At 42.8% G+C, this 21,844-nt stretch carries 18 protein-coding genes and 2 pseudogenes; 8 read left to right on the top strand and 12 right to left on the bottom strand.

Translation table 11 applies throughout. The features are described 5' to 3' along the window. Positions 1 to 24 precede the first annotated feature (24 nt). From RB151_RS01255 to RB151_RS01290, 8 genes are all read right to left on the bottom strand, one after another. On the bottom strand, positions 25 to 1,596 hold the full coding sequence (locus tag RB151_RS01255; protein WP_048605476.1) for an ATP-binding cassette domain-containing protein: 1,572 nt from the start codon (positions 1,594 to 1,596) through the stop codon (positions 25 to 27). Between the two features lie 306 nt (positions 1,597 to 1,902). Next, the gene (locus RB151_RS23500) at positions 1,903 to 2,244 is read right to left on the bottom strand and encodes a hypothetical protein (protein WP_173424831.1); all 342 of its coding nucleotides are present in this window, start codon (positions 2,242 to 2,244) and stop codon (positions 1,903 to 1,905) included. A 397-nt stretch (positions 2,245 to 2,641) separates the two neighbouring features. Further along, complete coding sequence (gene glpD, locus RB151_RS01265) at positions 2,642 to 4,147, bottom strand: glycerol-3-phosphate dehydrogenase (protein ID WP_071547607.1); 1,506 nt, start codon at positions 4,145 to 4,147, stop codon at positions 2,642 to 2,644. Positions 4,148 to 4,442: 295 nt separating this feature from the next. Beyond that, entirely contained in the window at positions 4,443 to 5,201 is a 759-nt protein-coding gene (locus RB151_RS01270; RefSeq protein ID WP_004262881.1) for a DeoR/GlpR family transcriptional regulator, read from the bottom strand. A 28-nt stretch (positions 5,202 to 5,229) separates the two neighbouring features. Further along, a complete protein-coding gene (gene glpG, locus RB151_RS01275) occupies positions 5,230 to 6,075 on the bottom strand; it encodes a rhomboid family intramembrane serine protease GlpG (RefSeq protein ID WP_071547608.1) in 846 nt (281 codons plus the stop codon). A gap of 16 nt (positions 6,076 to 6,091) precedes the next feature. After that, a complete protein-coding gene (glpE, locus tag RB151_RS01280) occupies positions 6,092 to 6,415 on the bottom strand; it encodes a thiosulfate sulfurtransferase GlpE (RefSeq protein WP_042847772.1) in 324 nt (107 codons plus the stop codon). Positions 6,416 to 6,503: 88 nt separating this feature from the next. Continuing rightward, a complete protein-coding gene (gene nfuA, locus RB151_RS01285) occupies positions 6,504 to 7,082 on the bottom strand; it encodes a Fe-S biogenesis protein NfuA (protein WP_042847770.1) in 579 nt (192 codons plus the stop codon). Positions 7,083 to 7,145: 63 nt separating this feature from the next. Continuing rightward, a complete protein-coding gene (locus RB151_RS01290) occupies positions 7,146 to 7,829 on the bottom strand; it encodes a phosphoribosyltransferase family protein (protein WP_042847768.1) in 684 nt (227 codons plus the stop codon). 54 nt (positions 7,830 to 7,883) lie between these two features. Between RB151_RS01290 and bioH the strand changes: the two genes are divergently transcribed. Then, positions 7,884 to 8,663: a pimeloyl-ACP methyl ester esterase BioH gene (gene bioH / locus RB151_RS01295; protein WP_071547609.1), complete on the top strand. Its 780-nt coding sequence runs from the start codon at positions 7,884 to 7,886 to the stop codon at positions 8,661 to 8,663. A 237-nt stretch (positions 8,664 to 8,900) separates the two neighbouring features. Here the strand turns inward: bioH and RB151_RS01300 are convergent, their stop codons facing one another. The 4 genes from RB151_RS01300 to RB151_RS01315 form a co-directional block, all read right to left on the bottom strand. Further along, a complete protein-coding gene (locus tag RB151_RS01300) occupies positions 8,901 to 9,134 on the bottom strand; it encodes a FeoC-like transcriptional regulator (protein ID WP_034784224.1) in 234 nt (77 codons plus the stop codon). Between the two features lie 11 nt (positions 9,135 to 9,145). Then, the gene (feoB, locus tag RB151_RS01305; RefSeq protein WP_042847761.1) at positions 9,146 to 11,464 is read right to left on the bottom strand and encodes a Fe(2+) transporter permease subunit FeoB; all 2,319 of its coding nucleotides are present in this window, start codon (positions 11,462 to 11,464) and stop codon (positions 9,146 to 9,148) included. A 29-nt stretch (positions 11,465 to 11,493) separates the two neighbouring features. After that, the gene (gene feoA, locus RB151_RS01310; protein WP_048605471.1) at positions 11,494 to 11,724 is read right to left on the bottom strand and encodes a ferrous iron transporter A; all 231 of its coding nucleotides are present in this window, start codon (positions 11,722 to 11,724) and stop codon (positions 11,494 to 11,496) included. Positions 11,725 to 12,056: 332 nt separating this feature from the next. Then, on the bottom strand, positions 12,057 to 14,387 hold the full coding sequence (locus RB151_RS01315; protein ID WP_042847756.1) for a Tex family protein: 2,331 nt from the start codon (positions 14,385 to 14,387) through the stop codon (positions 12,057 to 12,059). Positions 14,388 to 14,557: 170 nt separating this feature from the next. On the opposite strand from RB151_RS01315, the gene greB reads away from it, so the two are divergent. The 7 genes and pseudogenes from greB (at position 14,558) to pstB (ending at position 21,832) form a co-directional block, all read left to right on the top strand. Next, positions 14,558 to 15,043: a transcription elongation factor GreB gene (greB, locus tag RB151_RS01320; protein ID WP_042847754.1), complete on the top strand. Its 486-nt coding sequence runs from the start codon at positions 14,558 to 14,560 to the stop codon at positions 15,041 to 15,043. A gap of 116 nt (positions 15,044 to 15,159) precedes the next feature. After that, positions 15,160 to 15,879 carry a two-component system response regulator OmpR gene (ompR, locus tag RB151_RS01325; protein ID WP_042847751.1) on the top strand — a complete coding sequence of 240 codons (720 nt, stop codon included), beginning with the start codon at positions 15,160 to 15,162 and terminating at the stop codon, positions 15,877 to 15,879. Next, a pseudogene (gene envZ, locus RB151_RS01330) lies at positions 15,876 to 17,209 on the top strand (two-component system sensor histidine kinase EnvZ). Before ompR ends, envZ begins: the two are co-directional and overlap by 4 nt. Positions 17,210 to 18,021: 812 nt before the next feature. After that, the gene (gene pstS / locus RB151_RS01335) at positions 18,022 to 19,065 is read left to right on the top strand and encodes a phosphate ABC transporter substrate-binding protein PstS (RefSeq protein WP_042847746.1); all 1,044 of its coding nucleotides are present in this window, start codon (positions 18,022 to 18,024) and stop codon (positions 19,063 to 19,065) included. 114 nt (positions 19,066 to 19,179) lie between these two features. Next, positions 19,180 to 20,135, top strand: a pseudogene (gene pstC / locus RB151_RS01340) (phosphate ABC transporter permease PstC). Position 20,136: 1 nt separating this feature from the next. Beyond that, the gene (gene pstA, locus RB151_RS01345) at positions 20,137 to 21,018 is read left to right on the top strand and encodes a phosphate ABC transporter permease PstA (protein WP_042847744.1); all 882 of its coding nucleotides are present in this window, start codon (positions 20,137 to 20,139) and stop codon (positions 21,016 to 21,018) included. A gap of 37 nt (positions 21,019 to 21,055) precedes the next feature. Continuing rightward, on the top strand, positions 21,056 to 21,832 hold the full coding sequence (gene pstB, locus RB151_RS01350) for a phosphate ABC transporter ATP-binding protein PstB (RefSeq protein WP_042847741.1): 777 nt from the start codon (positions 21,056 to 21,058) through the stop codon (positions 21,830 to 21,832). The last annotated feature ends 12 nt before the right edge of the window (positions 21,833 to 21,844 follow it).

Genomic DNA, 21,844 nt, shown 5'->3' on the forward strand with positions numbered 1-21,844 from the left:
CGTGGGTTATGGTGGCCAATAGTGTTAATCATCAGAGAGATTTAACGTGTTGGTGATATTGCACCGTTCAATGAATGCTTCATCATGAGAAACCAGTAATAAACTACCTTGATAATCGTTGAGTAAGTCCTCAAGTAACTGTTTTGAGTCCAAGTCCAGATGGTTATCGGGTTCATCAAGTAACAAAATAGCCGGCGGATTAGGGCTATGAGTGAGCGCTAACAAGGTGGCTTTCAATTGTTCACCGCCACTAAGTTGTGTTAGTGGCTGTAATGATTTCTCCCCTCGAATGCGTAGCATACCAAGCTGTGTGCGCCATTGTTCAACGGAGAATAATGGTTGGTATTGATGAAGTGCTTCCCCAACCGGCAAGGATTTATCCAGTAAACTCAAATGCTGATCTAAATAACACACTGTGCCACTTAAACGATATTCTCCTGAGACCGCCGGAAGATACCCCATTAATACTTTGAGTAACGTGGATTTCCCGCAACCATTGTTGCCCTGAATATGCCAGTGTTCTCCACTGTATATAGTGAATGAAAGTGGTGATGAATGGCCATAAGGTAACATTAATTCAGAAGCGAAAACGGTTACTTTTCTTCCCTCACTTTGGTAGTTAATCGCCATTTTTTGCGGTTTGATATGGCGAATTTTTTCATGGTTTTCTTGTTGCTGATTTTGTAAGTTATCCATGACGCGCTGATGGCGGTCGGCAACTTTTGACTGTCTTTTTTCAGCACGATTTTTCTGCATATCAAGTAGTAACAAGGATTGAGAACCACCATAGCGAATCTTCTCTCCTTGTTTTTTACGTTGAGCCGCTTTTTTCAATGTGATCTGTTGTTGTTTTTTCTCTTGATTAATTTGTTTTTCTAAACGTTCGGCTTGTGCATCAATTGCCGCTATTTCGAAGTTTTTCTGAGTGTCGTATAAGTCATAATTCCCTCCATATTCATACAACCCTTTAGCGGTTAGCTCAAAGGTGGCGTCCATCTCCCCGAGCAATGCCCGATTATGCGATATAACTAAGCACCCAGCGGTATGTTCAGATAACTTTTCACTTAGCCATTGTCGACTCTGCGCATCTAAGTGATTATCGGGTTCATCAAGTAATAGAAAACTATTTTTCTGCAAAAAAGCACGGCAAAGGGCGAGACGTGTGCGTTCGCCACCACTTAAAGATGCAATAGGGGTTTCCATGGAAACGGGTAGTCTGGCTGAGTCCAATAGATTTTCCCATTGAGATGGCAAATGCCATTTATCTTCAACCTGTTCGAAATCATCAAAGGTGCCATTTCCTGATTCAATGCGGGCAAATGCATAATAAATCTCAGAGATGCCTAAAGCATCAACCAATGTATCACCCGCTAATCGAGTTAACTGATCGACGTGGAGAAAGGGAATATTCCAGTGCACGTTACCTTGTGTTGGGGGGAGAGTTTGTGCAAGAAGTCGCATTAAAACCGACTTACCAGTGCCATTATTCCCGATTAAGGCGTTTTTTTGGCAAGATAAAGTCCCGCTCAGTGGGGGAAATAGGGCGGTTTGGTTAAATTCAATATTAAGTTGTGAAAAGTGACAAGCAACAGTCATATGCACCTCCAAAATTGCGAGGACAGACAACGTTGTTGACTTATCAATAAGCGTCGATGAAAGTGGTTGCCTGCCAGGAACAGAAAAATGAATACCAAATTAGTATTGGAAAATATTTTCTGGCAGTGCTTAATTCATCGTGGGACGTACCTACTAAGTTGAGTAATTTGGTAAGGTGAATGGGTATTATAAGCTGTTTAGCGATAAAGTGTCCAATTTTGTTGGCGACTTTAGGCGCGTTGATTTCTCACCACTCCCTCTCTAGGGGCTAAGATAGAGCCGCAGCGCCTTTACAGAAACCTCATACTACGACCAGTCATTTGAATGCTCTTTTGATAAATGGGGTAAGAGCGATAAGAAAACCTCTATTTTTCTTTCGTTGGTCATATCGACAAAATCATCCATCGCAATTTCCACACTATTGATAACATTATTGCGGATGGCAAACTTATACATCAAATGCCCAGTCCAGCTTCGATGAACATAAACATAACCCTCTTCACTATAAGAGAGCCATTTATCTTCCATACATAAGGGTAGCCAACCATTCAGTATGTTCTTCACCTCGGTTTCTGTCAGTGTGTAGTTTAAATGATGAACTAGTGGTTCGTTTTCAAAGAACTTTAGGTTTTTAAACTTACTTATCATTATATTTAACTATCAATAGATATTTATAAGCACAGATTATCAGATATGGGGTTGAGGTCAAAGTGAACTCACGGTTGCTTACGCACTAAACTAACAGCATGCGTGCGCGTCCCGTAAGATGACGTTAGGCCTAGATGTGACGAGTAAAATTTAAGGGGTATTTTGATTCAATAGGGATATGTACTTTATTAGGATTAGGTTTCAAAAAGCGGATGACATGGCATAAATGAGAGGGAACTAAGGTAGTAAGGTATCATCAAAGTTACCTTGTCAGTGATATAGCGCCAAATTAAAAGGCCTGACCCCTGTTGAACAGTAAAATCAGGCCTTACAAGTCACTTAACTAAAAGCCCCTAATCTAGGGAAACATTGTTTAGCGAGTCATGATATTTTGCCGTTATACAGAAGCACGCTCAGATAGCGAATGCTCTGATAACCACTGTGCAATACGTTGTTTTTCTTCATCATTTAGCCACATACCGAGCTTAGTACGGCGCCAGATAGCATCATCTAATTCAGTTACCCATTCATGTTTAACTAAATAACGTAATTCAGCCTCGTAAACATTGGCACCAAAGGCGTCACCGAGATCACTGAGTGAATTCGCACCTTCAAGGATTAATTTACTGTTGCTACCGTAAGTTCTGGCAAAACGCAGGGCTAAGCCTTCAGGTAGCCATTGATAATGTTGGCGCAGTACACGTGCATAGCCGTCACGGTCGCAACCTTCAATATCCCCGCCAGGTAATTGACCATTTTTAGTCCAAGGGCTACCTGCATTCGGGTAGTAGGTGGCGAGCTTATTGACAGCGGCTTCGGCTAATTTTCGATAAGTCGTTAATTTACCACCAAATACAGACAGTAATGGGGCTTTGCCTTGTTCATCGTGAATATCTAATGTGTAGTCACGAGTGATGGCTTGTGGTGAATCAGATTCGTCATCACATAGTGGACGAACACCTGAGTAATCCCAAACGATATCGCTAACCGTTAGCTGTTTTTTGAAGTGGTCATTATATACTTTCAGTAAATAGTTAACTTCGTTTTCATCGATTTTGACATCTTTCGGATCACCTTTGTATTCCACATCAGTGGTACCAATGATTGAGAATTCATCCATCCAAGGGATCACAAATACAATACGGTTATCTTCGTTTTGTAAAATATATGCCTGTGGTTCGTCGTGTGCACGAGGAACCACAATGTGGCTACCCTTGATTAAACGAATACCGTAGGGTGATTTCAGTTTCAAGCCATCATCGAAGAACTCTTTTACCCAAGGTCCTGTCGCGTTTACTAACCCTTTAGCTTTCCATGTGTGGGTCTCACCAGTACGTAAGTCTTGAGCTTCAACCACCCATAGGCCATTTTCGCGATAAGCACGAGTTACTTTTGTGCGAGTACGAACTTCACCATTCTTACGTACTACTTCTTGAGCGTTTAATACAACTAAACGCGCATCATCAACCCAACAGTCCGAATATTCAAAACCTTTGGTTAATTCAGATTTTAATACGGAGTTTTGGTTGAATTTTAAACTTTTACTGCTTGGTAAACTGACGCGTTTTCCCAAATGGTCATATAGAAATAAACCAATACGGATCATCCAAGCTGGGCGTAAATGGGGTTGGTGAGGTAAACGGAAACGCATTGGAAAAGCAATATGCGGAGCCAAGCGTAGCAGCACTTCACGCTCTGCTAATGCTTCACTTACCAACCTAAATTCGTAATGTTCAAGGTAGCGTAAGCCACCGTGGATCAGTTTTGAACTCGCAGATGAAGTTGCACTCGCTAAGTCTTGAGCTTCGAGCAGTAATACCGATAATCCACGACCCGCAGCGTCTGCTGCAATACCAGCGCCGTTGATCCCGCCGCCGATGACAATCAAGTCTTTAGTTTCCATGCATCCCCCTGAGATGTTCGAAACACTTTCAATAATGTTCGTTTTCGCTCATTTGATTGTAATCAAATTCCATTAGTATGCCAACTAATAATGAAGAAAAAATAACAAGTGCGTGATATTGGTAACAAACTTTTTTCAATACCCACATTTAAAATAATGTTATTTACAAAGGGAAATTTGAGTTTCGAGCGAAAAAGAACAAGGAACGGAGGATATAAAAAATTAAAGCGAGGGGCAGATATTCAGAAGCATGATGGCAGGCTGGTGCGCTGCCATCATGAACATAATGATTTGATTAGCAAAGTTCGAGCTGGACGTTATGTTGCTCAATCACTTTGAGAATGCTATCAGGTGGTTGTTTGTCGGTGAATAGGTAATCGATTAAGTTCATGTTACCGAGATTAACCATCGCATTACGGCCAAACTTAGAGTGGTCGGTGACTAACATGACACAGCGTGAATTCTCAATAATTGCGCGTTTGGTACGAACTTCGTGGTAGTCAAACTCAAGCAAGGAGCCGTCCATATCAATACCACTAATACCAAGAATGCCATAGTCCAACCTAAATTGAGAGATAAAATCCAACGTGGCTTCACCAACAATTCCGCCATCACGGGAACGGACTTCACCTCCCGCTAAAATTAAGCGAAAGTCTTCTTTTGGCATCAATAGAGTAGCAACGTTCAAGTTATTGGTTACTACTCGCAAATTTTTATGATTCACTAACGCATGGGCGACCGCTTCAGGCGTCGTACCAATATCAATAAATAATGTGGCGCCATCAGGGATTTGACTAGCGACATGTTGTGCAATACGCGCTTTTTCATCTGACCACATAATTTTACGGTCGTTATAAGCGGCATTTACGGAACTTGAAGGTAGTGCCGCGCCGCCATGGTGCCGCTGAATTTTATTTTGTTCAGCGAGGTCATTGAGGTCTCGTCGGATGGTTTGAGGGCTAACCTCAAAATGTTCGACAAGTTCTTCAGTACTGACATATCCCTGAAGACGCACAAGTTCAACGATTGCATCATGTCTCTGGGTTTGTTTCACAGCGTTGGCCTCTAATTATTAAAATGTTTTATCTGGAGCTCTGGTGTTTGAAACTTTGCCTATTATCCCATACTCCCATCAATAAGCCGATAATTAACCCTGAAGTATGTGCGGCATTGGCAATATGCATCCCTAAAATATCGAAGTAACCGAAAAAGAGCCAGATAATTGAAAATATCATTAGCCCCCGTGGGATGCTGATACCACTTTCTGGCCGGCGTTCGCCGGTTAACCAAACGTAGCTAACCAAGGCATATACCACACCAGATAAGCCGCCAAAATTATTTTCACTAAATAGTGATTGACCCCAATTACTGAATAAGGCTGAGACCAATAGAATGGTGAAGAGTTTCCCTGTTCCCAGTTTTCGTTCAACTTGCCCAGCAAGGAACCACCATAATGCAAGGTTGAAGCCAATGTGCGATAACGAAAAATGCACCAATACAGGGCTAAACCAGCGCCAAAGTTCAGATTGTTGGTCGCCAATTGGCCAAGCTAGGTAACGTAAAACTTCACGCGCATCTGTTATTTCTACCCAAAGATATACAATAATCGACAACACAATAACAGCGATAGTTAAAGGGCCTGATTGCTCTTTTAGGTAATTCCATGTGAGGTAATTTCGGTACTGAAATTGGGTATCTGCACTACCGGTATGCCAACTAGCTTCTAGATAGCGGGGGTGGTTAGGGTCTTGTAAAAAGATATCGAGTTCTTTGCGTACTTGAGAAAGATGTTGGTCATCTTCTAACCAAAGTTCAAATAGCGGTTGCTCCTGCGATGGCTGCATTTTTAAATGAATATTTTGGCTTGCCATGTAATCAACAAATGCTTGCGCCATTCTCGGGTTAGCAAAAGAAGTGATGTGGATCATGAATACGTTTTCTCATCTAGAGCGCCGTGACGGCTTGTGGATATTCCCTTAACCAAGCTTCAAACCCGCCATTAATGCTGTAAACAGATTCATAGCCGATGTTGATTAGATATTGTGCAGCACCTTGACTGCTATGCCCGTGGTAACACATGACCATGACGGGTTGTTCATAATCCGTTTGTTCCAAAAACTGACTGAGTGACTCGTTGGTAAGGTGATAAGCCCCACTTGCATGGCCTGCACGGAAGCTTTGTGGATCACGTACATCAACAAGTATAGCAGTGCCTTCTAACCAATGTTGATAGGCTTGCTCGGGTGTTAGTGTCTCGAAATGGTCCATAAAATACCGAATATAGTGGGGAAACCCCCATAAAAGATAAAATTAGGCACCTGTAAGCAGAAAAACAGGTGCCAGACATCAATGGCAATTAGTAGAAAGAGTGCTCGCCACGTTGGTGCTCAGTTAGGTCTTTAACGCCTTTTAACTCACCATCAAACATTTTCAGTAATTCTTTTTCGATACCCTCTTTGAGGGTGACATCGACCATAGAACAACCATTACAACCACCACCAAATTGTAGGATAGCAAAACCATCATCGGTGATTTCCATCAGAGAAACACGGCCGCCATGGCTGGCTAATTGAGGGTTTATTTGTGATTGTAAAACATACTCAACACGCTCAATTAATGGCGCATCATCAGAGACTTTACGCATTTTTGCGTTTGGTGCTTTTAACGTTAGTTGTGAACCCAGTTGGTCAGTGACGAAATCAATTTCAGCATCGTCCAAGAATGGGGCACTAATTTCATCAACATAAGCAGATAACTTTTCGAACTTCAGTTCTTTATCTGTTGCTTCAACGGCACCCGGTGGGCAGTAAGACACACCGCATTCTGCTGTTGGTGTACCTGGGTTGATGACAAATACACGGATTTGGGTTCCTGGCTCTTGATTTTCCAACAACTTGGCAAAATGAGCCTGTGCTGCTTCAGTAATATTAATCATAATCATTTGCTCAATAATAGTTGACTGCTTTAGTTGGTTATAATACGCCCATTTACCCCTTTCCTACAAGGTGCGACAGAGTGACCACGCATCAACAGTATGCGCACCCGCACAAATCAACAATTTTGCTGCGGAGTTCATTGTAGAACCTGTGGTAATAACATCATCAATAATAGCGACATGTAGGCCTGAAACTGACGTTTCTAAGGTAAATGCACCTTTAAGGTTAGCTCGGCGATGCTCTCTTTTTAGTGTAATCTGTGCCAGTGTATCATGACTGCGTAATAATGAATTTTGTGAATAGGGAATATTTAACCATCTGGACAATATTTCACCAATTAAGGCCATGTGATCAAAGCCGCGAAACCATAACCGACGGCGATGTAAGGGAATAGTCATGATTAAATCGGGTTTTTGCCATTGATGATGGCGGTAACCAGTGAGCCAAAATAAAACAAAAATTCGGGCTAAGGAAAAGGCAAGTTGTGGCTGTTTATTAAATTTAAAACAATGAATGAGTTTACGTAATGGGGCTTGATACGGTGTTACAGTGATCAACTGGTGCCAAGCTGGGGGGCTCTTTAGGCAACGACCGCATTCATTAATAGGCAGCTCACAGGGCAAAGCACAACGAGAGCAACTCACCGGCATTTTCGGTAACCCTTTGAGGCAAAATGAACAAATGCCCTGATGACTTAATTTTAGTGATTGGTGGCATAGCCAACAGACCCCTTCCATTGTTAGCATGGTAATGTCCTGTTAAAAATATTCGACTAAGAAATGAACGAAGAGAGTGTAACCATGACAAAGTTATATTGGCAGACCGTTGGCGATGGAAAGCAAGATATTGTGTTACTACACGGATGGGGGCTGAATGCGCAAGTTTGGCAAACCATTATTCCGCGGGTCGCTTCGCATTTTCGTATTCACTTGGTTGATTTACCTGGTTACGGTCGTAGCCAAGACTTTCCGCCAATGAGTATTCAATCTATGGCGGATATTTTATGGGCACAGGCTCCGAAAAATGCCATTTGGTTAGGGTGGTCATTGGGGGGGCTGGTGGCAAGTCGTATCGCTCTTGACCATCCCTATGAAGTGACAGGGCTAATAACAGTAGCATCATCCCCTTGTTTTAAAGCCGATGGTAGTGACTGGGCGGGGATCAGACCTGAGGTTTTATTAGGTTTTGAGCATCAGCTCGCCGCTGATTTCCACCGCACCGTTGAACGTTTTCTAGCACTGCAAACGCTTGGGACAGAAAGCGCAAGAAATGATGCAAAGTTGCTAAAATCAGTTGTTCTCGAGCAGCCTATTCCGACGGTAGAAACGCTAAATGCGGGGCTTGAGTCATTACGTACCGAAGATTTGCGTGAGGAATTGAAAAAACTGCCAGTGCCATTCTTACGCATTTATGGTTATCTTGACGGGCTTGTCCCACGTAAAGTGGTGCCCGTATTGGACGAGCTTTATCCACACTCTCCGTCTGTGATTATGCGCAATAGCGCTCATGCCCCGTTTATTTCACATCCTGATGAGTTTTGTGAGTATTTATGTGACTTTCAAAGCCGATTGGAAGAGTAAATAGAACCATCAGTCATTAAGGGGGTTTTTAAAGCGTATATTCTGCTAACTATAGTTCCATAGCAGGCTTTTTATTACAGCACTTTATGTTATCCCCTTACTTCAAAAGGAAGCGATGATGGTTAATGATTTATTGACACAAACTAAACCCCAATATTCCGGCAGAGGTCTGGTTTTTTAAGAATTCAACTATGCGATAAAAAGAATTGCAGGTTTATGACATTCCTTCAAGGTGCCTCACTTTATCTTATACACAAAGTGCGCACAGTCGGTGCTTTCGGGGCAACCCTTGCAACTGCTACCTGTCAAACAAGCACTCACATTGACTTTTTCAATTTTGCCTAGACTCACTAGCTTTTCAGCCATGGCTTGAACCAACGGAATTGGGGTATTGAGGCGTTCACTCAGTAAAGTGATGTCAGCTTGCCCATATAAGGCGATTAAATCTCGAACTTGTAACAAGCTGACCATCACGTTATTCCTTAGTGGCAGGCATTGCCTGAACATCCAGAGCATTGCGCCGCAGTTTTACTTTTTATATTCAATGTGACCCGACTACGGACACGGCGTAAGAACATAAATAAAATAAGATTGAAAGCAACTACCGCAATGATAGTTATTAAGCTACTTTGTGGGTGCTCACTAAATGTCGCTATTTGGTAAAACAGCGCAGAAAGGCTATAGGCCACATTGAGCCCCCAAAGAATGGAAAAACTCATCCAGCTTTTATTGGTTTCGCGAGCGATAGCTCCCATCACAGATACGCAAGGCACATATAGCAAGACAAAAATTAGATAACTATAAGCCGCGATGCCAGAACCAAATTTCGCTGCCATGGTACCCATAGAGCCTGACTCCATCTCACCGTCCCCTTTACTGGCTTCGATAGGGTTCGATAGCGCACTTAATGTAAAGGTTTCTTTTAAGCTATCCCAAGTATCGGATACCGCATCCTCTAACTCTTCCCACAAATTGAAAGATTCAGCATCAAATGGTTCGGCGGTGATCGCTTCGGCGGTATACAGGGTATTTAATGTACCCACGACCACTTCTTTGGCCATTGCTCCCGTGATTAATCCGACGGTGGCTTGCCAGTTGTCCGCGTGAACGCCGATTGGCTGTAATGCAGGCGTGATAACTTTACTGACCGAAGCCAGTGCTGAATCATTAATATTATCAACGGGTTTACCTGAGAAGGAGAAGCTGTTTAATGCACCGATAAAGATACTGGCAACGACGATAACCTTACCAGCACGTACCACAAAGCCTTTCAAGCGTTGCCAAGTTTGGATCAGTAACGTTTTGACGTGAGGAACGTGGTAAACCGGTAATTCCATAACGAAAGGGGAGGCTTCACCGCGCATTAAAGTGTGTTTGAGTAGCAATCCTGTCAGGATAGCGACCACAATCCCTAAAATATACAGGGAAAAGACAACACTAGCGCCGTTTTTACCGAAAAAGGCCGCGGCAAATACTGCAAAAATTGCCAGCCTTGCGCCGCAAGACATAAATGGTGCCATTAGAACAGTAATCAGCCTTTCACGCGGTGCATCAAGAGTACGTGCGCCCATAATGGAAGGAACGTTACAGCCAAAGCCAACAATTAAGGGCACAAATGATTTGCCGGGTAAGCCCAGTGCTTGCATGAGCCGGTCCATTACAAATGCCGCACGAGCCATATAGCCGGAGTCTTCGAGTATTGAAAGAAATAGGTACATCATCCCTATTTGTGGTACGAGTGGTAAAACGGTATTAATACCACCACCAACACCTTGGGCAAGGAAGATGGTTAGCCAATCAGGGAAACTCAAATAATCTCCCAGCCACTGGAGACCATGAATAAATATGGCTTCTGATGCCCCCTCGAAGAAAGGTTGTAGTGCTCCTCCGATATTAATTGCTAATACAAACATCAGGTACATGACAAACAAGAAAATCGGGACACCAAGCCAGCGACTGAGAATAAATCTATCCAGTGATTGCGTTAATTTGTTGGGTTCAGCAGCACTATTATTAATAGCGGCATGGCAAATAGTCGCAATAGACTGATAGCGAGAGTCTGCAATGAGTAACTCGGGTTCTTCATTCAAACTCTCTTTAAGTTGTTGGCGTGTCGAAAGTAATTGCTCTTCTGTTATTTCTGCACGTTGGCGGCTGTAAATATCCCCTTCGAGGATTTGTAATGCTAACCAGCGGCGTTGTTGGTGGCTAAATTGCTGTGATGATATTTGATCTGACAGTGAGTCTACCGCTTGTAATAATTGAGGTGGATATTCGACAAGGGCTTTTTGGCTATTTTGTGGATGAGTATCAATGGTTTTCTTTAATTCATTAATACCAGTCGCACGTGTTGAAACCATTGGAATGACAGGGCAACCCAGTTGTTTCTCCAATTGAGCAATATCAATATCAATATGTTGGCTTTGTGCGATATCCAACATATTAAGAGCAACAATACAAGGAACACCGAGTTCAACTAACTGTAATGTAAGATAAAGGTTGCGCTCTAGGTTTGATGCATCCACCACATTGATTAGCATGTCAGCTTCGCCACTTAGGATAAAGTAACAGGCAATTTGTTCATCTAGTGAGGTTTGCTCGGAAATTGTGGTGAGGGAATAAGTCCCTGGAAGGTCAACAAGCTCAATCTTATGGTCGTCTGTGTGGAAGCGACCAACTTTGCGTTCAACCGTGACACCTGCCCAGTTACCGACGCGTTGTCTCGAGCCCGTTAGCTGGTTAAATAGGGTCGTTTTGCCTGCATTGGGGTTGCCAATTAAGCCGATAGTCAATCGTTTCATAGTGTTTGCCAATAATATAAAAAGAATACTTAAGCGGTAGGCGCTTCATCAAGGTTAAGCAGGGCGAGATCCTTTTTACGTAATACTAAGCTCACGCGATGCGTTTCTATCTGCACAGGGTCACCAAATGGCGCTAAGCGCACGACTTTAAATACAGAACCCGGTAGCAAACCAAGGGAAAGAAGTTTTTGTCGGTAAGCGGGGCTTATCTCTGGTGAAAAACCAATTATTTTATAGCTGCATTGAGGAAGTATAGCCATAGTGTCTTCCTATTAATTCAATTTATAATGATATCAATACTTATTGCTAGAAATATGGGTATCAATAACTTGATAGCGTAACCCAACAAAAATTAATCTAATTAACAATGAGAATTATAATCATCTACTTTTGTTCTATTTAGCCTCTTTTTTCGTCAATTTGACTTGATGTGGATCAACGAAGCATTGAGTTAGCCCTGTTTTCTTAATCGGTGGGGCTGTTGAAACGCTGGGGTATAAGAGTATTTTGAAGTGTATTAACGAGTGTGAAGTGAATTAATTAAAAATAATAGGCATCGCAATTATTTTATAGCGATGCCTATTTAACGTAATTAACGTTTTTTGCCAAATGCGGCAGCCAGTGCATCGCTCATCGCACTGTTACCAGAAGATGATGAGTTTTGGCGTGCATTACCCCTTGGTTGTGCTGCTTTGCGTGGGTTTTTGTCTTGCGTTGGAGCTGCTCGACGAGGTGCGCTATTCGTATCACCAGCTTGCTCATCCAGACGCATCGTTAGCGCAATACGTTTACGTGCGATATCGACATCTAGCACTTTGACTTTTACGATATCACCCGCTTTTACCACTTTGTGAGGGTCTTCAACGTAACTATTTGATAGAGAAGAAATATGAACGAGCCCATCTTGGTGAACACCAATATCTACAAACGCGCCAAAGTTGGTTACATTGGTAACTGCGCCCTCTAAGACCATCCCAGAGACAAGGTCATTCATGGTCTCAACCCCTTCGGCAAAGGTGGCCGTTTTAAACTCAGGGCGAGGGTCACGACCCGGTTTTTCTAATTCTTTAATGATATCCGTGACGGTTGGGACACCAAATTGTTCTGTGGTGAAATCACGTGGGCTTAAGGCATTAAGCACTTGTGAGTTACCCATAATTTCTTTTAGTGGTTGACGGACAGACTCAAGGATTTTTTCAACAATTGGGTAAGACTCAGGGTGAACGGTCGAAGCATCCAATGGGTTCTTACCATTAGTGATACGTAGGAAACCTGCACATTGTTCAAATGCTTTTGGCCCAAGGCGCGTGACTTTCAGTAACTGCTTTCTATCATTAAATTGGCCATTTTCATCACGCCAATCCACCACATTTTGGGCGATCATCTTGCTTAAACCGGCAACGCGAGTCAGTAAGGCAACTGAAGCTGTGTTTAGGTCGACACCAACGGAGTTTACGCAATCTTCAACCACAGCATCGAGTTTACGTGCCAACTGAGTTTGGCTAACATCGTGTTGATATTGACCAACTCCGATAGATTTAGGGTCAATTTTTACCAGTTCAGCGAGAGGATCTTGTAGACGGCGTGCAATAGATACGGCACCACGCAAAGATACATCCAATGTTGGGAATTCAAGCGCAGCAAGCTCAGAGGCGGAATAGACCGAAGCCCCCGCTTCACTGACGATGACTTTTTGGGCTGTTACTTCAGGGTATTGTTTTTGGACTTCTGCAAAGAAGCGTTCAGTTTCTCGCGATGCAGTCCCATTACCGATTGCCACGAGTTCCACATGATGTTTTTGACACAGCGCGGCAACAATCGTTGCTGCTTTAGCCGCTTGGCCAGTGTGTGGGTAAATAGTATCGGTTGCAATCAGTTTACCTGTTGCATCAACTACTGCGACTTTTACCCCTGTACGCAGGCCAGGATCGAGCCCCATAGTTGCACGCATGCCTGCGGGGGCGGCCATCAGCAAATCACTGAGATTACGGGCGAAAACGTTAATAGCCTCTTCTTCTGCTTTTTCGCGCAGAGAACTCATTACTTCCGTTTCCAAGTGCAGAAGCACTTTGACTCGCCATGTCCAGCTGATCACCGCTTTACGCCATTGGTCAGCTGGGGCGTTATTCAAATGTACATCTAAGTGGCGAGTGATGATCTCTTCACAGTAACTTTCTTTTGGTGGCTCATCAAATTGTGGGTCACAATTTAATGACAGCTGTAAAATACCTTCATTACGACCACGGAACATAGCAAGTGCACGGTGCGAGGGGACTTGAGCTACAGGCTCTTGGTGCTCAAAGTAGTCACTAAATTTAACGCCTTCTTCTTGCTTACCTTCTGCAACAACAGAAACAAGGTGGGCATTCTTCCAAATATAGTCACGAACTTTGGCCAATAAGGCGGCATCTTCGGCAAAACGCTCCATAAGAATATAACGTGCGCCATCTAAGGCTGCTTTTATATCCGCTACGCCTTTATCTGCATCGATGTAAGCTTGGGCTAGTTCTTCAGGAGACTGGCTTGGGTCTGTCCACAAGGTATCCGCTAATGGCTCAAGCCCTGCCTCAATGGCGATTTGCCCACGGGTACGACGTTTCGGTTTATACGGTAAATACAGGTCTTCAAGTTCAGTTTTATTGAGGGTAGTATCAATCGCAGAGGCAAGCTCTGGGGTTAATTTCCCTTGCTCTTCAATCGATTTCAGAATGGTTTGCTTACGGTCATTCAGTTCGCGTAAGTACCCTAAGCGGCTTTCTAGCTGGCGAAGCTGAGTATCGTCCAACCCTCCGGTAACCTCTTTACGGTAACGAGCGATAAACGGGACAGTATTACCTTCATCTAATAAGGTGATGGCAGAAAAAACCTGTTTCGGTTGGGCATGCAGTTCTGCTGCGATGATTTGGCTTAGAGTTTCATTCATGTCGTGTTTAAATACCTACTGAAAGAACAATTAAAAAAATTTACTGCACTGTTATACTTGGTGATAGCCATAATTTCCAGACTGAATTTAAGCCTATTGGTAGGAAAGTCTCAGATTATGTTCTATAAATTATTATAATCACTGTCTCTATTGACGAATATTTTAAGGTTATGACAAAAAGTCTTTTAATTACGCGCGAAGGTTGGGATGCGTTAGACAAAGAGCTAAAGTATCTGTGGAAAGAAGAACGGCCTAGAGTAACCCAATCTGTTTCTGAAGCAGCAGCCCAAGGGGATCGTTCAGAAAACGCAGAGTACATATACGGTAAAAAAAGGTTACGTGAAATTGATCGGCGTATCCGGTTTTTATCTAAAAGATTGGATCAACTAAGGATAATCGAACCTGACCCTCGGCAAGAAGGCCGTGTCTTTTTTGGTGCTTGGGTTAAACTTGAAGATGAAAATGAAAATATCAGAATATTCCGGATAGTCGGGGCTGATGAGTTTAACCCTACAAAACAATGGATTTCAATCGACTCTCCCGTGGCGCGAGCCCTGATTGGTAAACGAGTTGATGATGAGATAATAGTAAATACTCCAGGAGGGCAAGTAACCTATTTCATATTAGAAATAAGTTATCGTCCACTAAGCATCTGAAGTGTAAAATGATTCATTAAATCCTATGTTAGTGGTAAATTAGTAGGCATTAATATTTTTTTGCTTACTTTGATTAAAAAAATAATTTGAAAGATGCACATCTTGAGGGCTACAAAATGCAGGAAAGTTATAAGGTTCTTGTCGTCGATGATGATATGCGTTTACGTGCACTGCTAGAGCGTTACCTCACAGAGCAAGGCTTTCAGGTAAGAAGTGCCGCAAACGCTGAACAAATGGACAGAATCCTGACGAGGGAATCAATTCATCTGATAGTATTAGATTTAATGCTACCGGGTGAAGATGGGTTATCAATTTGTCGTCGTTTACGCAGTCAAAATAACCCAATCCCTATTATTATGGTTACCGCGAAAGGTGAAGAGGTTGACCGCATTGTTGGTTTAGAAATTGGTGCTGATGACTATATTCCAAAACCTTTCAATCCACGCGAATTACTGGCTCGTATCCGTGCGGTACTTCGTCGCCAAGCAAATGAACTACCGGGAGCGCCATCTCAAGATGATGCTGTCATTACATTTGGTAAATTTAAGTTAAATCTTGGAACTCGTGAAATGTTCCAAGGTGATGAAAATATGCCATTAACTAGTGGTGAATTTGCGGTATTAAAAGTGTTGGTTTCTTATCCAAGGGAACCATTATCTCGTGACAAGTTAATGAGCTTAGCGCGAGGCCGTGAATACAGTGCGATGGAACGTTCTATCGATGTTCAAATTTCACGTTTACGCCGTATGGTTGAAGAAGACCCTGCCCATCCACGCTATATTCAAACAGTTTGGGGCTTGGGTTATGTGTTTGTTCCAGATGGAAGTAAAGCATGAAGCGACTGAGGTTCTCACGACGTAGTACATTTTCTCGCTCGTTATTTTTGTTCGTTGCGTTGTTATTCGCAAGCCTAGTGACCAGCTATATGGTCGTGTTGAATTTTGTTGTGATGCCTAGCTTACAACAGTTTAACAAAGTACTGGCTTATGAAGTTAGGACGTTGATGACAGAGAAAATGGTTCTACAGGATGGGACCTCGGTGCGGGTATCACCCGCGTTACGTAAAAAAATCTATAATGAATTAGGTATTACCTTTTACGCTCATTCAGCTGCAATGGAAGAAGGGTTGAATTGGGCGAAAGAGTATGATTTTTTAAGCGAACACATGTCGGATTATTTAGGTGGTAAGGCAAATGTTCACCTCGAATTAGGCCGTGAATATCCGATTTTGTGGCTGACATCTTACCTCGCACCTGATATCTGGGTGCGAGTCCCCTTGACTGAGATAGGTCAAAATCAATTTTCCCTCGTTTTCCGTTATACACTGACTATTTTCCTGACAATTTTTGCCGGAGTGTGGCTGTATATTCGTTATCAGAACAAGCCGTTGCTTGAGTTGGAATACCATGCTGGTGAGGTTGGAAAAGGGGTTATTTTACCGCCCATGCAAGAAAAAGGCGCGACTGAGGTAAGGGCGGCAATTCGTTCCTTTAACCATATGGCCGCTGGAATCAAAACGCTAGAAAACGACCGAACTGTTTTAATGGCAGGGGTTAGCCACGATTTAAGAACGCCATTAACTCGTATTCGTTTAGCAACAGAAATGATGAGCCCAGAAGATAGCTACCTTGCGGAGTCTATCAATAAAGATATTGAAGAGTGTGATGCGATCATCGGTCAATTTATGTCCTACCTGAAAACAGGGCAAGAAATGGATATGGAATTCTGCGACCTTAATTCAATCCTTATGGAAGCGGTTAATTCAGAAAGCAATGTGATCGGTGAAATCGAAACAGCGCTGTGGAGCCGGGCTCAATGATAGTAAATGGTAACCCGTTAGCTATCAAACGCGCTATCACGAATATGATTGTCAACGCATATCGTTATGGTAATGGCTGGATTAAAGTAAGTAGTGGTAAAACGGAAGATTCTGTTTGGTTCCAAGTGGAAGATGATGGTGTAGGTATCAAAGAAGAAGATATTCACCGGTTATTCCAACCCTTTGTACAAGGCGAAAAAGCACGTAGTAATAAAGGGACTGGTTTAGGCTTGGCGATTATTCGCCGGATTGTCGATGCCCATGAAGGGAGCATTGAAATCCATAAGAGTGAGCGCGGTGGGTTTGCGATTAGGGCTTTGCTTCCCCTTAAAGAGAAAGAAGACTAAATACTCTTCACACTTTGCGCCGCAGCGTTGTTGGCTGCGTTCGGCTACTCGGGTCACATACTTATGTATGCTCCCCGAGATATCCTCTCTGGCCGCCTAGCTGCAACACAAATTGTTTTGAGTATTATTTGTATCAAGTAGGAAAAAGAGGCTCTCTTTTTTAGGGGCTACCTACAACTTGAACTATTTAGCGCTATTCCTTTACTTTTCACACTTTGCGCCGCAGCGTTGTTGGCTGCGTTCGGCTACTCGGGTCACATACTTATGTATGCTCCCCGAGATATCCTCTCTGGCCGCCTAGCTGCAACACAAATTGTTTTGAGTATTATTTGTATCAAGTAGGAAAAAGAGGCTCTCTTTTTTAGGGGCTACCTACAACTTGAACTATTTAGCGCTATTCCTTTACTTTTCACACTTTGCGCCGCAGCGTTGTTGGCTGCGTTCGGCTACTCGGGTCACATACTTATGTATGCTCCCCGAGATATCCTCTCTGGCCGCCTAGCTGCAACACAAATTATTTTGAGTATTATTTTATAGTTGCAGGATAAAAATATTTTTCGCTTTTATGACAGTCTGTCATTTTTCTTTTTGATATTAGTTTTGAAGTTTTGTTTTTATAACTAATTGAATCTTAAGTTGTAAAATTGTATTTTTCTTCGATTTTGTTTTCTCGCCAGCGAAAAAATCAGCAATTGTCATAAAACTGTCATAAAAACGACATGTTGTCGTAACTAAATTGTCCTATTTTTCCTACCGTGACATACACCCAACAATTTTATACTTGATTGTTTCTATACATCCCCGGAGGGATTATGAAAATGACGCGTACCACCTTAGCAAGCGTAATGGCAGCAACTTTATCTTTGACCGCAATGTCTTCTTTTGCTGCTACCAGCCTGACCGGAGCTGGCGCGACTTTCCCCGCTCCTGTTTATGCAAAGTGGGCAGACTCTTATCAGAAAGAAACAGGTAATAAAGTAAACTATCAGGGGATTGGCTCTTCTGGTGGTGTCAAACAAATTAATGCAAAAACCGTTGATTTCGGTGCCTCTGATGCGCCATTAACTGACGAAAAACTGAAAAAAGATGGTTTATTCCAGTTCCCAACAGTCATTGGCGGTGTTGTCCTGGCTGTCAACGTAAAAGGCATTGAGTCAGGGCAACTGACTTTAGATGGCAACACTTTAGGGGATATCTATTTAGGTAAAATTACTAAGTGGAATGACCCTGCTATTGCTAAGTTAAACCCAAATGTTAGCCTACCAGACCAAACTATCGCAGTCGTCAGACGTTCTGATGGCTCAGGTACCACTTTCGTATTCACTAGCTACTTAGCGAAAGTTAGTGCAAGCTGGAAATCAGATATTGGTGCGGGCTCAACAGTTAACTGGCCAAAAAATAGCGTAGGTGGTAAAGGTAACGATGGCGTTGCAGCATTTGTTCAGCGTCTGCCAGGTTCTATTGGTTATGTGGAATATGCTTACGCAAAACAGAATAATCTTGCTTATACTAAACTGATATCTGCGGATGGCGAAGCAGTCTCGCCAACAGGTGAAAGTTTCAGCGCAGCAGCGAAAAAAGTTGATTGGTCTAAATCTTTTGCTCAAGACCTCACGAACCGTGATGGTGCCAATGCATGGCCAATCACATCGACAACTTTTATTTTAGTACACAAAGAGCAAGCTAATGCTGAAAAGGGCAAAGCAACGCTCGACTTCTTTAACTGGGCCTATGAGAAAGGTGGTAAGCAAGCGGAAGCATTAGACTACGCAATTTTACCTGAAGAAGTGGTGACAGCTGTTCGCGCAGCATGGAAAACAGAAGTAAAAGATAGCCAAGGTAAAGCACTTTTCTAAGTGAACCTCGGGTTGGCAGTGGCAGGCGGATGTTAGAGGATCTAACATCCGCTTTCTAAATGAAGTAAATTAAATCCTACGTAAGCAAGTAGGTGTGGAATGAGAACAAAGCGCATGGCCGAAAAAACAACGGCATTTAAAGCTCCTAGCAAATCAGGTGATGTGATTTTTGGTGCATTGGTAAAGATTGCCGCGCTAATCACTTTATTAATGCTTGGGGGTATTATTATCTCCCTTATTTTTGCATCTTGGCCAAGTATGCAAAAATTTGGTTTTTCGTTTTTATGGACCAAAGAGTGGGATGCTCCAGCGGAAGAGTTCGGTGCGCTTGTGCCTATTTATGGCACGATTGTGACATCGTTAATTGCTCTGATCATTGCGGTACCCGTGAGTTTTGGTATCGCCTTATTTTTAACTGAGCTTGCACCTAACTGGTTAAAACGGCCTCTAGGTATTGCAATTGAACTCCTTGCTGCTATCCCAAGTATTGTTTATGGGATGTGGGGGTTATTCGTCTTTGCGCCGTTGTTTGCGGAATATTTCCAAGAACCAGTGGGGAATGTGATGTCGAGTATTCCGATTGTTGGTGAGTTATTCTCAGGCCCAGCATTCGGTATCGGTATTTTAGCTGCGGGGATCATCCTCGCGATTATGATTATTCCTTACATTGCGTCTGTTATGCGCGATGTATTTGAACAAACTCCTGTGATGATGAAAGAGTCAGCTTATGGTATTGGCTGTACTACATGGGAAGTGATCTGGAACATCGTTCTGCCTTATACCCGTAATGGGGTAATTGGGGGGGGATGTTAGGTCTGGGCCGCGCATTGGGTGAAACCATGGCGGTGACATTCGTGATTGGTAATACTTATCAACTAGATAGCGTGTCATTATTTATGCCAGGTAATAGTATCACCTCTGCATTGGCGAATGAGTTTGCAGAAGCAGAAAGCGGCTTGCATACCTCTGCCTTGATGGAGCTTGGGCTGATTCTATTTGTTATCACATTCATTGTGCTAGCAATCTCCAAGCTGATGGTTATGCGCCTTGCGAAGAATGAGGGCCGTTAATATGTCGTTATCTCAACCTATTGCCGTCAATCAAAAAGAACGCGCTCGCCGTCAAGCATGGCGCCGTCAAATCAATAGAATGGCTCTATTGGTTTCGATGTTAACCATGGCTTTTGGCTTGTTCTGGTTAGTTTGGATTTTATTTTCTACAGTGACGAAAGGGATTGATGGGATGTCCCTCAATCTGTTTACTGAAATGACCCCACCACCTAATACAGAAGGTGGCGGCTTAGCAAATGCCATTGTTGGTAGTGGTTTACTGATCCTCTGGGCTACGGTTATCGGGACTCCTTTAGGGATCTTAGCGGGGATTTATTTAGCAGAGTATGGCCGTAAGTCATGGTTAGCTTCGGTAACTCGTTTTATTAATGACATCTTATTATCAGCGCCATCTATCGTTGTAGGTCTGTTTGTGTACACCATCGTGGTTGCACAGATGCAGCATTTTTCCGGTTGGGCTGGGGTTGTCGCACTTGCATTGTTGCAAATTCCAATTGTTATCCGGACAACTGAAAATATGTTGAAGTTAGTGCCTGATAGCTTGCGTGAAGCCGCTTATGCACTCGGCACACCAAAATGGAAAATGATTTTATCTATTACGCTAAAAGCATCTGTATCCGGGATTATCACGGGGATTTTGCTGGCTATTGCACGTATTGCGGGGGAAACCGCACCGTTACTGTTTACTTCACTGTCGAATCAGTTCTGGAGTACAGATATGAGCGAGCCAATTGCCAACTTACCAGTGACTATCTTCAAATTTGCAATGAGCCCATTCTCTGAATGGCAAGAGCTTGCATGGGCTGGGGTGTTATTAATTACCCTATGTGTCCTACTGATTAATATCATTGCGCGTGTTGTGTTTGCACAGAAAAAACACTAAGCCCGGATAACTAAAGATTTAGAGAGAAAAGTAAACCATGATTAATGCAAACGAAATTGCAAACAGTAAAATTAAAGTTCGTGACCTCAACTTCTACTATGGCAAGTTTCACGCGCTGAAAAATATCTCTTTAGACATTGAAAAGAATAAAGTGACGGCATTTATCGGCCCATCAGGCTGCGGTAAATCCACATTGTTACGTACCTTTAATAAAATGTATGAGCTGTATGGCGAACAACGTGCAGAAGGTGAAATTTTATTAGATGGTCAGAATATCCTGACGGACAAACAAGATATCGCGTTATTACGAGCAAAAGTAGGAATGGTCTTTCAAAAACCCACTCCATTCCCAATGTCTATCTACGATAATATTGCATTTGGAGTCCGTTTATTTGAAAAATTATCGCGTGTAGAAATGGATGAGCGTGTGCAATGGGCACTGACAAAAGCTGCATTATGGAATGAAACTAAAGATAAACTCCACCAAAGTGGTTATAGCTTGTCTGGTGGTCAGCAGCAACGTTTATGTATTGCTCGTGGGATAGCTATTCGCCCAGAGGTATTGTTACTGGATGAGCCTTGCTCTGCACTTGACCCTATCTCAACAGGTCGTATTGAAGAATTAATTAGTGAATTAAAATCAGAGTACACTGTGGTGATTGTTACCCATAATATGCAACAGGCAGCACGTTGTTCTGATTATACGGCATTCATGTACTTAGGGGAGTTAGTTGAGTTTAATCACACTGACAAGATGTTTACGACCCCTGAAATGAAGCAAACTGAAGATTATATTACTGGCCGCTACGGTTGATATGGAGCCGAC

Source organism: Providencia rettgeri (genome assembly GCF_001874625.1).
Taxonomy (GTDB): Bacteria; Pseudomonadota; Gammaproteobacteria; order Enterobacterales; family Enterobacteriaceae; genus Providencia; species Providencia huashanensis.

Excerpts from the sequence above, each read along its gene's own strand:
- RB151_RS01255 (WP_048605476.1), bottom strand. The coding sequence starts at position 1,596 with ATGACTGTTGCTTGTCACTTTTCACAACTTAATATTGAATTTAACCAA.
- RB151_RS23500 (WP_173424831.1), bottom strand. The coding sequence starts at position 2,244 with ATGATAAGTAAGTTTAAAAACCTAAAGTTCTTTGAAAACGAACCACTA.
- glpD (WP_071547607.1), bottom strand. The coding sequence starts at position 4,147 with ATGGAAACTAAAGACTTGATTGTCATCGGCGGCGGGATCAACGGCGCT.
- glpG (WP_071547608.1), bottom strand. The coding sequence starts at position 6,075 with ATGATCCACATCACTTCTTTTGCTAACCCGAGAATGGCGCAAGCATTT.
- glpE (WP_042847772.1), bottom strand. The coding sequence starts at position 6,415 with ATGGACCATTTCGAGACACTAACACCCGAGCAAGCCTATCAACATTGG.
- nfuA (WP_042847770.1), bottom strand. The coding sequence starts at position 7,082 with ATGATTAATATTACTGAAGCAGCACAGGCTCATTTTGCCAAGTTGTTG.
- RB151_RS01290 (WP_042847768.1), bottom strand. The coding sequence starts at position 7,829 with ATGCTAACAATGGAAGGGGTCTGTTGGCTATGCCACCAATCACTAAAA.
- bioH (WP_071547609.1), top strand. The coding sequence starts at position 7,884 with ATGACAAAGTTATATTGGCAGACCGTTGGCGATGGAAAGCAAGATATT.
- RB151_RS01300 (WP_034784224.1), bottom strand. The coding sequence starts at position 9,134 with ATGGTCAGCTTGTTACAAGTTCGAGATTTAATCGCCTTATATGGGCAA.
- feoB (WP_042847761.1), bottom strand. The coding sequence starts at position 11,464 with ATGAAACGATTGACTATCGGCTTAATTGGCAACCCCAATGCAGGCAAA.
- feoA (WP_048605471.1), bottom strand. The coding sequence starts at position 11,724 with ATGGCTATACTTCCTCAATGCAGCTATAAAATAATTGGTTTTTCACCA.
- RB151_RS01315 (WP_042847756.1), bottom strand. The coding sequence starts at position 14,387 with ATGAATGAAACTCTAAGCCAAATCATCGCAGCAGAACTGCATGCCCAA.
- greB (WP_042847754.1), top strand. The coding sequence starts at position 14,558 with ATGACAAAAAGTCTTTTAATTACGCGCGAAGGTTGGGATGCGTTAGAC.
- ompR (WP_042847751.1), top strand. The coding sequence starts at position 15,160 with ATGCAGGAAAGTTATAAGGTTCTTGTCGTCGATGATGATATGCGTTTA.
- pstS (WP_042847746.1), top strand. The coding sequence starts at position 18,022 with ATGAAAATGACGCGTACCACCTTAGCAAGCGTAATGGCAGCAACTTTA.
- pstA (WP_042847744.1), top strand. The coding sequence starts at position 20,137 with ATGTCGTTATCTCAACCTATTGCCGTCAATCAAAAAGAACGCGCTCGC.
- pstB (WP_042847741.1), top strand. The coding sequence starts at position 21,056 with ATGATTAATGCAAACGAAATTGCAAACAGTAAAATTAAAGTTCGTGAC.